The organism is Streptomyces sp. NPDC017993 (assembly GCF_044328065.1).
In the GTDB taxonomy this organism is placed as follows: Bacteria; Actinomycetota; Actinomycetes; order Streptomycetales; family Streptomycetaceae; genus Streptomyces.
This window is the reverse complement of the sequence record NZ_JBIRGO010000016.1, coordinates 121,714-135,830: the sequence shown is the minus strand read 5'-3', so window position 1 is coordinate 135,830 and position 14,117 is coordinate 121,714. Positions and strand designations below refer to the sequence as shown.

Annotated in this window: 12 protein-coding genes; 9 read left to right on the top strand and 3 right to left on the bottom strand. The window is 71.2% G+C overall.

Going from position 1 to position 14,117, the window contains the following annotated elements; all coding sequences use genetic code 11:
- Positions 1 to 111: 111 nt before the first annotated feature.
- Together ACH4FH_RS27465 and ACH4FH_RS27460 are read left to right on the top strand one after the other, a co-directional pair.
- The gene (locus ACH4FH_RS27465; protein ID WP_398558591.1) at positions 112 to 1,740 is read left to right on the top strand and encodes an MFS transporter; all 1,629 of its coding nucleotides are present in this window, start codon (positions 112 to 114) and stop codon (positions 1,738 to 1,740) included.
- 223 nt (positions 1,741 to 1,963) lie between these two features.
- On the top strand, positions 1,964 to 3,157 hold the full coding sequence (locus ACH4FH_RS27460; protein WP_398558590.1) for an acyl-CoA dehydrogenase family protein: 1,194 nt from the start codon (positions 1,964 to 1,966) through the stop codon (positions 3,155 to 3,157).
- A 168-nt stretch (positions 3,158 to 3,325) separates the two neighbouring features.
- Here ACH4FH_RS27460 and ACH4FH_RS27455 read toward each other — a convergent pair whose 3' ends face one another.
- The 3 genes from ACH4FH_RS27455 to ACH4FH_RS27445 form a co-directional block, all read right to left on the bottom strand.
- On the bottom strand, positions 3,326 to 3,775 hold the full coding sequence (locus tag ACH4FH_RS27455; protein WP_398558589.1) for a cell division protein SepF: 450 nt from the start codon (positions 3,773 to 3,775) through the stop codon (positions 3,326 to 3,328).
- Positions 3,776 to 4,328: 553 nt separating this feature from the next.
- A complete protein-coding gene (locus ACH4FH_RS27450; protein ID WP_398558588.1) occupies positions 4,329 to 5,279 on the bottom strand; it encodes an ABC transporter substrate-binding protein in 951 nt (316 codons plus the stop codon).
- Positions 5,276 to 5,782 (bottom strand): GNAT family N-acetyltransferase, encoded by a 507-nt coding sequence (locus ACH4FH_RS27445; RefSeq protein WP_398558587.1) that lies wholly within the window; start codon positions 5,780 to 5,782, stop codon positions 5,276 to 5,278. The genes ACH4FH_RS27450 and ACH4FH_RS27445 overlap by 4 nt, the downstream gene beginning before the upstream one ends.
- A 648-nt stretch (positions 5,783 to 6,430) precedes the next feature.
- Here ACH4FH_RS27445 and ACH4FH_RS27440 point away from each other — a divergent pair.
- The 7 genes from ACH4FH_RS27440 to ACH4FH_RS27410 all read left to right on the top strand — a co-directional run bounded on the left by ACH4FH_RS27440 (position 6,431) and on the right by ACH4FH_RS27410 (position 13,806).
- Positions 6,431 to 7,348: an amino acid ABC transporter permease gene (locus tag ACH4FH_RS27440; protein WP_398558586.1), complete on the top strand. Its 918-nt coding sequence runs from the start codon at positions 6,431 to 6,433 to the stop codon at positions 7,346 to 7,348.
- On the top strand, positions 7,345 to 9,270 hold the full coding sequence (locus ACH4FH_RS27435; protein ID WP_398558585.1) for an FAD/NAD(P)-binding protein: 1,926 nt from the start codon (positions 7,345 to 7,347) through the stop codon (positions 9,268 to 9,270). The genes ACH4FH_RS27440 and ACH4FH_RS27435 overlap by 4 nt, the downstream gene beginning before the upstream one ends.
- Positions 9,254 to 10,045 (top strand): amino acid ABC transporter ATP-binding protein, encoded by a 792-nt coding sequence (locus ACH4FH_RS27430; RefSeq protein WP_398558584.1) that lies wholly within the window; start codon positions 9,254 to 9,256, stop codon positions 10,043 to 10,045. The genes ACH4FH_RS27435 and ACH4FH_RS27430 overlap by 17 nt, the downstream gene beginning before the upstream one ends.
- 163 nt (positions 10,046 to 10,208) lie before the next feature.
- Positions 10,209 to 10,994 carry a DUF1684 domain-containing protein gene (locus ACH4FH_RS27425; protein ID WP_398558583.1) on the top strand — a complete coding sequence of 262 codons (786 nt, stop codon included), beginning with the start codon at positions 10,209 to 10,211 and terminating at the stop codon, positions 10,992 to 10,994.
- A gap of 277 nt (positions 10,995 to 11,271) precedes the next feature.
- The gene (locus tag ACH4FH_RS27420) at positions 11,272 to 12,177 is read left to right on the top strand and encodes a S1 family peptidase (protein WP_398558582.1); all 906 of its coding nucleotides are present in this window, start codon (positions 11,272 to 11,274) and stop codon (positions 12,175 to 12,177) included.
- A 180-nt stretch (positions 12,178 to 12,357) separates the two neighbouring features.
- On the top strand, positions 12,358 to 13,326 hold the full coding sequence (locus tag ACH4FH_RS27415; protein WP_398558581.1) for a slipin family protein: 969 nt from the start codon (positions 12,358 to 12,360) through the stop codon (positions 13,324 to 13,326).
- 186 nt (positions 13,327 to 13,512) lie between these two features.
- Positions 13,513 to 13,806 (top strand): DUF6086 family protein, encoded by a 294-nt coding sequence (locus ACH4FH_RS27410; protein ID WP_398558580.1) that lies wholly within the window; start codon positions 13,513 to 13,515, stop codon positions 13,804 to 13,806.
- Positions 13,807 to 14,117: the final 311 nt, after the last annotated feature.

Sequence of the window (14,117 nt, the reverse complement as noted above, 5' to 3'; positions counted from 1 at the left end):
GCCCCGGGTGATTCGCGTAGTCTGACGTATCAACTCGCCCGTGCCGCCGGTTCACCCGGGGCGTTTTCGCGCCCTGCTCCGCGGCCGCGAGAGCATGACAGGAGGTACTGCATGTCCGGGACGACCGCGTCCGGCAAGGGACGGACGGCTGGTGTTCCCCGGCTCTCAGGCGGCGGCGCGAGCCGCTGGACCGTGCTGATCGTGCTCTGTGTCAGCCTGCTCTTCGTCGCGCTGGACACCACGATCCTGTACGTGGCGGTGCCCTCGGTGACCGAGGACCTGCGGCCGGGCCCGGTGGAACTCCTCTGGATCGTCGATGTCTACCCGTTGATAGCGGCGTCGCTGCTGATCCTCTTCGGCACGCTCGGCGACCGGGTGGGACGCCGGCGGATCCTCCTCCTCGGCTACGGCCTCTTCGGCGTCGCCTCCGCCGCCGCGGCGCTCGCGCCGAACCCGCAGACGCTGATGGTGGCGCGTGCCCTGCTCGGCATCGGCGGCGCGATGATCATGCCCGCGACGCTGTCGATCCTGCGCCAGGTCTTCCCCGACCGGCGCGAGCGCGCGGTCGCCATCGGCGTCTGGAGCGCGGTGGCGGCGGTCGGCGCCGCTGTCGGCCCGGTTCTGGGCGGCTTCCTCGTCGAGAACTTCTGGTGGGGTTCGGTCTTCCTCATCAACATCCCGATGATGGCCGTGATGCTGCTGATAGGCCGCTGGCTGCTGCCGGAGTCGCGAGGTGAGCGCAACGGGCCCTGGGACGTGATCGGCGCCATCATCGCGGCGCTCGGCGTGCTGGGCATCGTTCTCGGGGTCAAGCGCATCGGCAGCGGCGAGGCCGTGCTCGGCCTCACCACCCTCGCTCCCATCGTCCTCGGCACCCTGCTGCTGGTCCTCTTCGTCCACCGCCAGCGACGGCGCGTACACCCGCTGATCGATATGCGACTGTTCGCCCGCCCCGCGTTCGGCACCTCCGTCGGCTGCATCGTGCTGGCCATGCTGGCCCTGGTGGGCCTCCAGCTGATCGCCGTCCAGTACCTCCAGCTCGTTCTCGGACTGAGCCCGCTGGAGACCGGCCTGCGGATGCTGCCCCTGGTCTTCGCCGCCATGGCGGCCGGGCTGACCGGCTCGCGGATGTTGCAGGCCGTCGGGCCGCGCGCCATGGTCTCGCTCGGCTTCGTCCTCACCGCCGTCGCGGTGCTCTGCCTGACCGCGATGAGCGACCAGGACCGCGTCTGGCTGCTCTCCCTCGGCTTCGTGCTGCTGGGCTTCGGCTTCCAGTCCACCCTGTTCGGGGCGTACGAGTCGATGCTCAGCGAGGCCCCCGCGGAACAGTCCGGCGGTGCCGCCGCCATCGGGGAGACCTCCTACCAGCTCGGTGCGGGCATCGGCGTCGCACTGCTCGGCAGCGTCATGAACGCCGCCTACGCCCCGGGCCTGTCCCATGTCGACGGTGTCCCCCGGGGAGCCTCCGGCGCGGCGTCGCACTCGCTGGGCGAGGCGTACAAGGTCGCCTCGGGACTGGGGGATTCGGCCAAGGCCGCGCTGCGCGATGCCGCTCGGGAGTCCTTCGTCCACGGCCTGCATGTCACGCTCGTCGCCAGTGCGGTGCTGCTGCTCGTGGGGGCGGCGATCGCGCTGCGGCTGCCGCGCCGGGCCGCGGACTCCGCGGAGCGGGCCGAGGGCGACAACGCCACGGGCGTCAGCCTCGACAGCGAACCGGCTCCGGCGAACACCAGCCGCTGACGGGTGCCGCGTGCCGCGCACAGGGCACGAACCGTATGTCCCCTCTGCCTGGTTTGTGGGTATCTCTAGGGCGTTCGTCCCGACGGTGCCTGCTGCGGCCCCGGGTCGGGGGCTCGCCACGCTTCGGCGCCCCTTGCCCGCCGGGCCGGGGTGGCCGTACCGTCGGAACCGCAATAACTACCAGTGCTAGTTTTTCGCGCGCTGAACCCGCCGGAGGCCCGCCATGTCCGCCAAGTCGTCCTCGCTGCCGCCGTTCGATCCCCGTGACCCCCTGGGCATCGACGACCTGCTCACCGACGAGGACCGCGCCGTCCGCGGCACCGTCCGCCAGTGGGCCGCCGACCGCGTCCTGCCGGACATCGCCGACTGGTACGAGCGCGGCGAACTGCCCGGCATCCGCGAACTCGCCCGCGAGCTGGGCTCCCTCGGCGCGCTCGGCATGTCCCTGACCGGCTACGGCTGTGCGGGCGCCTCCGCCGTCCAGTACGGACTGGCCTGCCTGGAGCTGGAGGCCGCCGACTCCGGCATCCGCTCGCTGGTCTCCGTCCAGGGCTCGCTCGCCATGTACGCCATCCACCGCTTCGGCTCCGAGGAGCAGAAGCAGCAGTGGCTGCCGCGAATGGCTTCCGGCGAGGTCATCGGCTGCTTCGGCCTGACCGAGCCGGACCATGGCTCCGACCCGGCCGGGATGCGCACCCACGCCAAGAAGGACGGCTCGGACTGGGTTCTCACCGGCCGCAAGATGTGGATCACCAATGGCTCGGTGTCCGGCGTCGCCGTCGTCTGGGCCGGCACCGACGAGGGCATCCGCGGCTTCGTCGTCCCCACCGACACCCCCGGCTTCTCCGCCCCCGAGATCAAGCACAAGTGGTCGCTGCGCGCCTCGGTGACCAGCGAGCTGGTGATGGACGAGGTGCGGCTGCCGGCCGACGCCGTGCTCCCCGACGTCACCGGCCTGCGCGGCCCCCTCAGCTGCCTGAGTCACGCCCGCTACGGCATCGTCTGGGGCTCCATGGGAGCGGCGCGCGCGAGCTTCGAGGCGGCTCTCGACTACTCCAGGACCCGGGAGCAGTTCGGCCGGCCCATCGGCGGCTTCCAGCTGACGCAGGCGAAGCTCGCCGACATGGCCGTCGAGCTGCACAAGGGGATCCTGCTCGCCCACCACCTCGGGCTGCGGATGGACGCGGGATGGCTGCGCCCCGAGCAGATCAGCTTCGGCAAGCTCAACAACGTGCGCGAGGCGATCGAGATCTGCCGCACCGCCCGGACCATCCTGGGCGCCAACGGGATCTCGCTGGAGTACCCCGTCATGCGGCACGCGACCAATCTCGAATCGGTGCTCACCTACGAAGGCACCGTGGAGATGCACCAGCTGGTGCTCGGCAAGGCGCTGACCGGCCTCGACGCCTTCCGCTGAGCGAAGGTCCGGCCCGCGCGCCGGTCCCCGTCGCCGCCGGAACGAGGCAGCACGCACCGAGCCGTCGGCGGGCGCGGAACGGCCGCCTCCGGGAGCCGGCCCCGCGCGGCTCGGCCGGCTGCCTTCTCCCGGGGCGGCCACCGAGCCGTGCTCCGGGCACGGTGTGCGTCAGCTCTGGTTGAAGAAGCCGCCGTTGCGGTGCCCGTCGGCCTCGCCGCTGACGACCTGGTAGTCGGCGGGGGTGAGCAGGAAGACGCGGGTGGCGACCCGCTCGATCGAACCGCGCAGCCCGAAGGTCAGGCCGGCGGCGAAATCCACCACGCGCTTGGCGTCGGTGGGCTCCATGGATGTCAGATTGACGATCACCGGGACGCCGGCCCGGAAGAGCTCGCCGATGCCGCGGGCGTCACCGAAGCCGTCCGGGGTGACCGTGGCGATGCGGGTGCCCTGGTCCTGGGCGGTCCGGTCGGCCACCCGGACCCGCGGGTCGGTCACCCAGGGGGTGTTGCCCGCCTCGCCGGACTCGGGTCCCTCGGCGTAGTCGTCGTCGTAGTAGCGCTCGTCATCGTTGTCGTCGACGAGGCCAAGCCAGGCACTCGCCTTGCGCACCGATCCCATGGACGCCTCCTCTCACCCGCGGTCTCTGTATTCCGCCTCTCTATCGTCGTTCATGAGACGGAGGTGGTGCCAAGTGGATAGCCGCCGCACGGGGGGTTCGTGACACATCTGGTGCAAAGAGGGTGGCGTGGCGTCAGGTCCCTTACCCCGAGAGGGAACTGACTGTATGCCCGAAGTGACTGATCGTTACGCGCCCGGCGGGGTCGACACATGGTCGGCGGAGCCCGGACCGGACCGCCGGGTAGGTTCACCCACCGGACCAGGGTCGATGGCTGTGCCTCAGGTTGACGCGCCCGCGAGGTGGCCCGGTGTTCGGGCGAGTGATTCATCGAAGGGTCGTTGACAGGGACGCGGATCCCCTTCCGGTTCTCCGGACTCTCCGCGGCTCCGCTTCTGCCGGGCTTCTCCGTGGCGCGGCGGGGTGGGGGCTGCCGGAAAGCCGGCGCCCGCTGTCGAGGAGCCACCACGGGCCGGCGCGCGGGCTGCCTTCACCGGCGGCCCCGGGAGTGCGGTCCCCGGGGGCCGCCGGTGCGCCGGGCGGTTCAACGGTCCGTCACCGGATCTCCGGCGGGCTGATCCGCGACGTGGCGATCGCCGACTTTCCGGTGCCCCACTTCTTCAGGATGCGGTCATACGTGCCGTCCTTCCTCAGCCGGTTGACCGCCGCCTGAACGGCGGGCGCCAGCGGGGTGCCCTTCTTGAACGCGAACCCGACGTCGAGGCGCTTGAACTCGTTGAGGAACCGCAGGCCCTTCTGCTGCTGCACGGCGTAGCGCAGCCCGTTGATGGTGCTCATCACCACGTCGGTGCGGCCCTGCTGCAGGGAGATCCACAGGGCACCCTGTTCGGCGTAGGTCTTGACGTCGTACGGCTTCTTGCCCGCCTTCGCGCACAGGGGCCGGTTCCGCTCCAGGGTCGCCTCGAAAGTGGTGCCCGCACCGGTGGCGACGGTCAGGCCGCACAGTTGCCGCAGCGAGGTGACCTTCTTCAGTGGGCTCTCCCCGCGGACCGCGAAGCCCTGCCCGTCATTGACGTAGGTGACGAAGTCGATGGTCTTGCGGCGGTCGTCGGTGACGCCGAAATTTCCGGTGCCCAGGTCGTATTTGCCGCTGCCCAGGGCGGGCAGGATCGCCTCGAAGCTCGCCACCTCCCGCTTGAGCCGGAGGCCGAGGACCTTGCCGACCGCGTCCGCGAAGTCCACGTCCTGACCGGCCAGGGTCTTGCCGTCGGCGAGGTAGGTCGCGCTGGGCGGGGCGCCGACGCTGGTGGCGAGGGAGAGGGTGCCCCGCTTGCGGACGTCCGCGGGCAGCAGCTTCGCGGCGGCCGGATCCTTCTTGATCTTGGAGACCACATCCGTGGTGGGCAGCTCGGCATCGGCCGCCGCCGGGCCCGCCGGCGAGCCGGCTGACGGGTCGCCCGAGCCACAGGCGGTGAGCGCCAGGGCCGCGGTGGCGACGATAGCGGCTGCGCGCAGCGCGGTGCGCCGGGGCGTGGAGGTGGTCATGGTCGTGGGTTCTCCAGATGCTTCTCGAACGGCAGCGGGCCGATCGTTTCCGGGGCGGCGGACAGGTCGAACAGCGGGCGGTAGCCCGCGGCGAGGTAGAGGCCCTTGGCCTCCGGCTGGCGCGGTCCGGTCGTCAGGTAGAGGCGGCGGTAGCCCCGTTGGGCGGCGTCCTGTTCCAGGGCTTCGAGGACGCGCCGGGCGAGACCGCGCCTGCGGTGCGCGGAGTGGGTCCAGATGCGCTTGAGTTCGGCGGTGCGTGCGTCGTAGCGGCGGTACGCGCCCCCGGCGACCGGGCTGCCGTCCTCCAGGAGCAGCAGGAACGCGCCCCGTGGCGGGGTGAATTCGGCGGCCGGGTACTCCTGGCTCAGGTCGACCGGCTTTTGGTAGCGGGTGCTGTATTCGTAGGTGAGTGCGTCCAGCAGGGGCCGGGCGAGCGGGTCGGAGACGGTGGTGTGCAGGACCGTCACCGCGGTGGTGCGTGGCGGCCCGGGTGCGGCGGTCACCGGCCCGCCTCCGCGCCGGGCGGGGGCGAGGCGGAGCCGGATGCCCGAGGGCCGGGACACTGCCGCGGCCCGTGGCCGGTGGGGTGCCGGGGGAGAGCGAGGTCGGTCATGACACCGAAGCGCATATCGCGCCCTTCTGCGAGCGTGCCGACGGAAGGAAGGAATGGCGGAGCGAAGGAGGAGCTGAGGGAGGAGGGGTCAGGAACGAGACAGGGGGCTGGTCGAACTGCGGAGCCGAGGGCGTGGTGGCGCCCGGGTCCGGGCATGCGAGGGGGGTGCGCCGCTCGGCGGCGCGAAGTGTGAAGGCGCGCGGTGGAGGAGAGAGAACCGCGAAACGGCCCGGCCTCAGTGGCGGCGGGCTTCAGGGCAGGGCGTCAGCTCAACAGGACGACGACCACACACGACCGAAGTCGATGTGGTCGCGGGTGACCAGCCGCTGCCATGAATACATGCGCCAAGTGGAACAGGCATCCGTTTGTGCGTCAACCGGACTGTGACGCACTGCTCACAGTGTGGACGGGCTTGACAGTCAGGCTTGTTGTGGCCATAACCTCAAGGGCCGGTCGTGCTGAGGGGCTCGACCCGTTCTGCCTGTGTGAAGGCGCTCCCATCCCGTGTTCGATCACTGAATCCACGGAGCCCGCACACATGCCTGTGAACGATTCCCTGGTCACCGACGCCTCTGTGCCGTCGGACCGCCGCTCCCTCGTCCCTCCTGACACCCCGTCCGACGACGACGCCCTCAAGGTCGTACCCGTACGCCGCACCGGCCAGTGGTTCGCCGCCGGAGTGGTCGTGCTGCTGCTCGTCATGGCCGGCAACTCCGTCGTCCGCAACGAGGCGTTCCAATGGGACGTCGTCGGCGAGTACTTCACCACCACCGCCGTGCTGCGCGGCCTCGGGCTCACGTTGTGGCTGACGGTCCTGGTGATGCTGCTCGGCTTCGCCCTCGGCACCCTGCTCGCGGTCTGCCGCCTGTCCTCCAACAAGATCCTGCAGGGTGTCAGTTGGGGCTATGTGTGGCTCTTCAGGTCGATGCCGATCCTGGTCCAGCTGCTGTTCTGGTTCAACATCGGCGCGCTCTATCCGCAGCTCGGCCTCGGCATCCCGTTCGGCCCGGAATTCCTCACCGTCAAGACGGTGAACCTGCTCGGTCCGGTCAGCATCGCGATCATCGGCCTCACCCTGCACGAGGCGGCCTATGCCGCCGAAGTCGTCCGTGGCGGCATCCTGTCCGTCGACAAGGGCCAGTGGGAGGCGGCCCAGTCACTGGGCCTCGGCGCCTGGCGCCGGCTGCACCGCATCGTGCTGCCGCAAGCGATGCGCGCGATCGTGCCGCCGGCCGGAAACATGCTGATCGGCACGCTCAAGGGCACCTCCATCGTCAGCGTCATCGCCGTCCAGGACCTGCTCTACTCCGTCCAGCTGGTCTACCACCGCACCTACCAGGTCATCCCGCTGCTGCTGGTCGCCACCATCTGGTACATCGTGGTCACCTCCGTGCTCAGCGTCGGCCAGCACTACATCGAGCGGCACTACGCCCGCGGAACGGCCGGTGCCCGATGAGGCCGTCCCTGGTGATTGTGGGCGCTGGGCCACGGGGCAGCGGACTGGTCGAGCGGATCGCCGCCAACGCCGCTCAGCTGTACGGCGATACGCCCCTGGACCTGCACCTCGTCGATCCGCACCCGCCCGGGGGCGGCCGGATCTGGCGCCCTGGCCAGTCCCCGCTGCTGTGGATGAACTCCACCGCCGAGGACGTCACGATGTTCACCGACGAGAGCGTGGAGCAGGAGGGGCCGGTACGTCCCGGACCCTCGCTCGCCGAGTGGGCCGCCGCGGTGCGCGCGGGCGAGCTCACCGTGGCACCGCACCTGACCGCCGCCGTCGAGGCCCTGGGGCCGCGGGACTTCGCCGGCCGCCGGCTGCAGAGCGCGTACCTCAGCTGGGTCCACGACCGGTCGGTGGCCGCGCTGCCGCCGCGGATCGCCGTCCACGAACACCGCCGCACGGCGGTACGGGTGTCCGGTCCGCGCGACGGCCGGCAGCAGGTGTGGCTGGAGGGGCGTCCCGAGCCGCTCGTCGCCGACGCCGTCGTGCTGACCCTCGGCCATCTGGAGTCCGCGCCGTCGCCCGAGCAGCGGACGCTGACCGCCTTCGCCGACCGGCATCAACTGACCTATCTGCCACCGGCGTTCACCGCCGACAGTGACCTGAGCGCACTGCGGCCCGGTGAGCCGGTGCTCGTCCGCGGCTTCGGGCTGGCGTTCGTCGACCTGATGGTGCTGCTCACCGAGGGGCGTGGCGGTACGTACACGACCGGGCCCGACGGAGAGCCGGTCTACCACCCCTCGGGGCGTGAGCCCGTCCTGCACGTGGGTTCGCGGCGCGGGGTGCCGTACCACTCCAAGATCGGCTACGAGCTGCAGGGCGAACGTCCCCCCGTACCGCGCTTCTTCGGCCCGGCGCAGGTCGACGCGCTGCCGGCCCGCGAGGAGCTCGACTTCCGGCGGGACGTCTGGCCGCTGATCGACAAGGAACTGGGTTTCGCGCATTACCACCGGTTGTTCACCGCACACCCCGAACGCACCCGGGTGGCCTGGCCGGACTTCGAGGAGAAGTACGCCGCCGCCGACCCGGGGAGCGCCGCGCTCCAGGCCCTGGTCGAGGCGTCGGTACCCGATCCCGCGGACCGTCTGGACCTGACGGCTCTCGACCACCCGCTCGCGGGTGTGACCTACCCGGACGGCGAGGCACTGCAGGACGGGCTGCGCGGCTACATCGAGGCCGATCTCGACCGCCGCCACGACCCGGCGCACAGCCCCGACCTGGCGGTCTTCCTCGCGCTGCTGTCGGTCTACGGCCAACTGGTCCGCATCGGCGACCGCGGCCCGTGGTGGCACGGCTTCTTCAGCTACCTCGCCTCCGGGCCGCCGGGGCCGCGGCTGCGGCAGCTGCTCGCCCTCTCCCGGGCGGGCGTGGTGCGGTTCCTCGGGGCGGACGCCACCGTCACCGCCGACGAGCGCCGCGGGGTGTTCCGGGCGCGGAGCGCCGCGGTGCCGGGGGAGACGGTCGAGGCCAAGGCGCTGGTGGAGGCGCGGCTGCCGGAGCCGACGGTCGAGCACACCGGGGACGCGTTGCTGCGCGGGCTGCACGCCGAGGGCGCGGCATCGACGCCCGGCGGACTGCTGGCCGTGGACGCCGCCGACGGCCGGGTCCTGGACGGGGCCGGCCGCCCGCACCCGCGCCGTTTCGCCCTCGGGCCGCACACCGACGCCCGCTCCGGCGGCGCGTTCGCCCGCCCCCGCACCAACGCGCCCGCCTTCCGCCAGAACGACGCCACCGCGCGGGCACTGCTCACCCTCCTCCGGGGCCTGGCCGCATCCCCCACCGCGTCCGGCGCGCGGGCCACCACGCCCGCCGCCTCCGTCGTCCCCGCTCCCCGTCCCGCACCGACCTCCGAGGAATCCCATGCCGCTGACCAGTGAGGCACCCGCCACGACCGCCGCCATGGTCGATGTCCGTGCCGTCCACAAGAGCTTCGGCCCGCTGGAGGTGCTCCGTGGCGTCGATCTGCAGGTGCGCGCCGGCGAGGTGACGGTCATCCTGGGGCCTTCCGGCTCGGGCAAGTCCACCCTGCTGCGCACCATCAACCATCTGGAGAAGGTCGACAGCGGCCGGATCAGTGTGGACGGCTCCCTGGTGGGCTACCGCAGATCGGGCGACAAGCTCTACGAGCTGCGCGAACGGGAGATCCTCAAACAGCGCACCCACATCGGCTTCGTCTTCCAGAACTTCCATCTCTTCCCGCACCTGACGGTCCTGGAGAACATCACCGAGGCGCCCGTCTCCGCGCTGCGGCGGCCGAGGAAGACCGCACTCGCCGGAGCCCGCGCCCTGCTGGACCGGGTGGGCCTCGCCGACAAGGCGGACGCCTATCCCGGGCAGCTCTCCGGCGGCCAGCAGCAGCGCGTCGCCATCGCCCGGGCGCTCGCCCTTGAGCCGAAGGTGCTGCTCTTCGACGAGCCGACCTCCGCGCTGGACCCGGAGCTGGTCGGTGAAGTCCTGGACGTCATCAAGGACTTGGCGCACCGGGGAACCACCATGATCGTGGTCACCCACGAGATCGGCTTCGCCCGCGAGGTGGCCGACACGGTGGTCTTCATGGACGGCGGCCGGATCGTCGAGCAGGGACCGCCTGGCCGCCTCCTGGACAGCCCGCGCCACGAGCGCACCGCGGCCTTCCTGTCCAAGGTCCTCTGATCAATCCGAGCCCCGACCGGCACCGCATCCGCGCACCGAAGGACCCCTGTGCGACCGCGTCGTCCCGAACCTTCAGGAGCGTGGCGTCCCCGCACGGAATACACCGGCACGACACCGTGCTCCCACTTGAGACTGCCGGAGTCGGCAGGAAAGGGTGACCGTTATGAGCAGTTCCCACACACAGGAGTGGCAGGAGTGGCGCGACAGGCGCGTCGCGACGGTCTCCCAGCCGTACGGCCCGCTCGCGCTGACCGGCACCCACTGGCTCGGTGACCACCCCGACGGCCGTGTCGAGGGCCTGCCCGGCACCTGGACCGAGGAGGGCGACCACGTCCTGCTGCGGGCCTCCGCCGCCGACGGCCTGACCGTCGACGGCAAGCCGCTCGACGGCGAGATCCGGCTCGACCAGGACACGGCCCCCGACCACACCAGGGTGGCGCAGGGCGAGCGGCATCTGCTCGTGTTCCGCCGCGAGGGCCTGTGGGCGGTACGCGACTTCGACCCGCAGGCCGCGCCCCGCCGTGCCTTCGCCGGCATCGATGCCTACGCGCACGACGATCGCTGGGTGCGGCCCGGCCTGTTCCGCCCGTACGCGCAGGGGCGTACCGTCCGGGTGCCCAACGCCGACGGACAGCTGCGCGGCCTCGGTCTGGCGGGCGAGCTGGCCTTCACCCTCGAAGGCGACGAGCACACCCTTCAGGTCGCGGTCGAGGGCGACGGTTCCCTGTGGGCGGTGCTCGCCGACGCCACCAGCGGTGACGAGAGCTACCGATTCCGCTTCCTGCGGCCGCCCGCACCCGCCGAGGACGGCACCGTCACCGTCGACTTCAACCGCACCCTGCTGCCGCCGTGTGCCTTCGCCGACCACTTCCTCTGCCCCTTCCCGCCGCCCGGCAACACCCTGCCGTTCGCCCTGCGGGCCGGTGAGCGCAACCACCTCACCCGCTGATTCGTCCCAGCACGGACCGAGAGGTCGCACACCGCCCCGGCGGCCGCGAGGGAGGCTGCCGGGGCGGTGCGTCGCGTGCCCGCGGCAGGTAACCACGGTGTCTTCGGCACGAGACATTCGTGATGCCCTCTTGCGCTGCGGGGGTGGTGGACCCGAGACTCCCGACCAGCGCTTGTCAGGGGCACGCAGAAAATGAACGTGCGGATTCGTGCGTGCCCTTCGGCTGCGCCTCACGGGCCGCCTACAGGTGGCCCATCGATCCCCTCGGAGGAATCACGTGAGGAACGAGCGCACCACCCCCCGCAGCGGCGTAGCGAGACGCACCCGGCTGATCGCCGTGGCGTCCGGACTGGTGGCCATCGGAGCCATCGCCGTCCCCACCGCCAACGCACAGAACCCCGTTCCCGACAGGGCCTTCAGCGCCACCCAGCTCTCCGCCGCCCGCGACGCGGTACGCACCGCGGATGTCGCGGGCACCGCATGGCGGGTCGACAAGGCCGCCAACGAGCTTGTCGTCACGGCCGACAGCACGGTCTCGCAGGCCGAGATCGCCAAGATCGAGCACGCCGCGGGCGGCAACGCCGGTGCGGTGCGCATCGAGCGCACCCAGGGCACCTTCCGCAAGCTCATCTCCGGCGGCGACGCCATCTACGCCACCAGCTGGCGCTGCTCGCTCGGCTTCAACGTCCGCAGCGGCAGCACCTACTACCTGCTGACGGCCGGTCACTGCACCGACGGCAACCCGCCGTGGTACACCAACTCCGCGCGTACCACGAGCATCGGTCCGACCGCCGGATCCAGCTTCCCCGGCAACGACTACGGCATCGTGAAGTACACCTCCTCCGTCGCGCACGCCGGGACGGTCGGAAGCCAGGACATCACCAGTGCCGCCACCCCGAGTGTCGGCCAGTCGGTCACCCGCCGCGGTTCCACGACCGGCACCCACAGCGGCAAGGTCACCGCGCTGAACGCCACCGTGAACTACGGCGGCGGCGACATCGTCTCCGGCCTCATCCAGACCACCGTGTGCGCCGAGCCCGGCGACAGCGGCGGCCCGCTCTACTCCGGGACGACGGCCCTCGGCCTCACCTCCGGCGGCAGCGGCGACTGCACCTCCGGCGGCACCACGTTCTTCCAGCCCGTCACCGAGGCGCTCAGCGCATACGGCGTGAGCGTCTACTGACCGGCTGACATCGGTACGGATCGACCGGGCCGCGCGGCCCGGCAGCAGAAGGGCCCTCGTCCGCCGGCGGACGAGGGCCTTGCCGTGCCAGGGGCGCCCCTCGCCCGTCCCGACAGACCGGGCATACCATGTTTTATAAGAGGTAATCGGGCGGTAGGTCGCACAGATCAGGGGTCCGTGATGGTCGAAGAACTGGTGACGGCCGGAGTGGCGCTGGCGTCGGTGGGCGCTGTGTACCTCATCTCGGCGGCGCGTGTGGTCAAACAGTACGAACGTGGTGTGGTGCTGCGGCTGGGGCGGCTGGCGTCCGAGGTGCGCTCGCCGGGCTTCACCATGATCGTTCCGGGCGTGGACCGGCTGCGCAAGGTCAACATGCAGATCGTCACGATGCCGGTGCCGGCCCAGGAGGGCATCACCCGCGACAACGTGACCGTCCGGGTCGACGCGGTGGTCTATTTCAAGGTCGTGGACGCCGCCGACGCGGTCATCGAGGTCGAGGACTACCGCTTCGCGGTCTCCCAGGTCGCCCAGACCTCGCTGCGCTCCATCATCGGCAAGAGCGATCTGGACGATCTGCTCTCCAACCGCGAAAAGCTCAACGAGGGCCTCGCGGTGATGATCGACAGCCCGGCACTGGGCTGGGGCGTCCGGATCGACCGGGTCGAGATCAAGGACGTCTCGCTGCCGGAGACGATGAAGCGGTCGATGGCCCGGCAGGCCGAGGCCACCCGTGACCGGCGCGCCCGGGTGATCAACGCCGACGCCGAACTCCAGGCGTCGAAGAAACTGGCCGAGGCGGCGCAGGCGATGTCCGACCAGCCCGCGGCGCTGCAATTGCGGCTGCTGCAGACCGTCGTCGCGGTGGCGGCGGAGAAGAACTCCACCCTCGTGCTGCCCTTCCCGGTGGAGCTGCTCCGCTTCCTGGAGCGCTCGGGGCTGCAGGCCCAGGCACAGACCGAGCAGGCCGAGGCGGAGCGGGACAGTGTGCGGCGGGCCGCGCCCACCGTGAAGCAGGCCCAGGCCATGAAGCCGACTCCCACCGTGGGGGCCACCTCCACGACGAGGTCGCGCGCGGCCGTCGAGAACGGCATCGACGGCACACTCCCACCGGAGCTGGAGGACCTGCCGGAGGCGGAGAACCTGACGTAGGACGTAGGGCATAGGGGCGGAGGGCGCCCGGGGGTCTGCGGGCCGGCGAGCGCTGCGGGGCGGGCGCGGCGCCGGCGTCGTTTTCTCGTCTGCGTCTGCGTCTGCGTCCGCATCTGCCACCGTCCGCATCCGCCCCGCGTCGCCTCATCGCTGCGGGACGGCCGGCGGTGGTTCCGCCTGCTGGGGATGCCGGATCGACCCACCTCTTTCAAAGCTTTCGCCGACGCCCTGCCGGCGCGGCACCGCGGGGCGAGCCACGCCGTCTTGGCGGCACTCACCGAAGGCTTCGTCGTCACTGTTCCGGTGCTTGCCGAGCGCGCACGCGGTGAAGCGAACTGGTGGCTCGTCGGTGCCATGCGGGACGGGCGCACGGATGTCCAGGTGCCGGCCCCCGCGTCCATCAGCACGGTGGGGGACGAGGCATGGGCGACCGCCCTGCGGCAGAAGGCGTGTGAGCCGGCCCGGATCATGGCGCGCTGAACGTCATCGGCCGGCGGCCATCGCAAGCCTTCAGCAGCAGCTTCGCAGGCGGGCGGGCTCCGCGGCCGGGAACGTACGGGCGGTTTCCGGTCAGGTGTGGTTTTCTCAAACATTTCTGGGCGTCGAGTGCGCCATGTGGCGCCTGATGTCCGCAGTCAGGTTCCGTGTGCGCGGATATCGGTGTGACCGCGGTGTGAAGAAGCGGTGAACTACCGGACCCAAGACCGGAACTCGGTCTTGTGCACGAGTGAGCGGGATGGGAATACTCGGCTCCGCACGTTGGCATGGACGCGACTCCCCGAGGTCGCTAC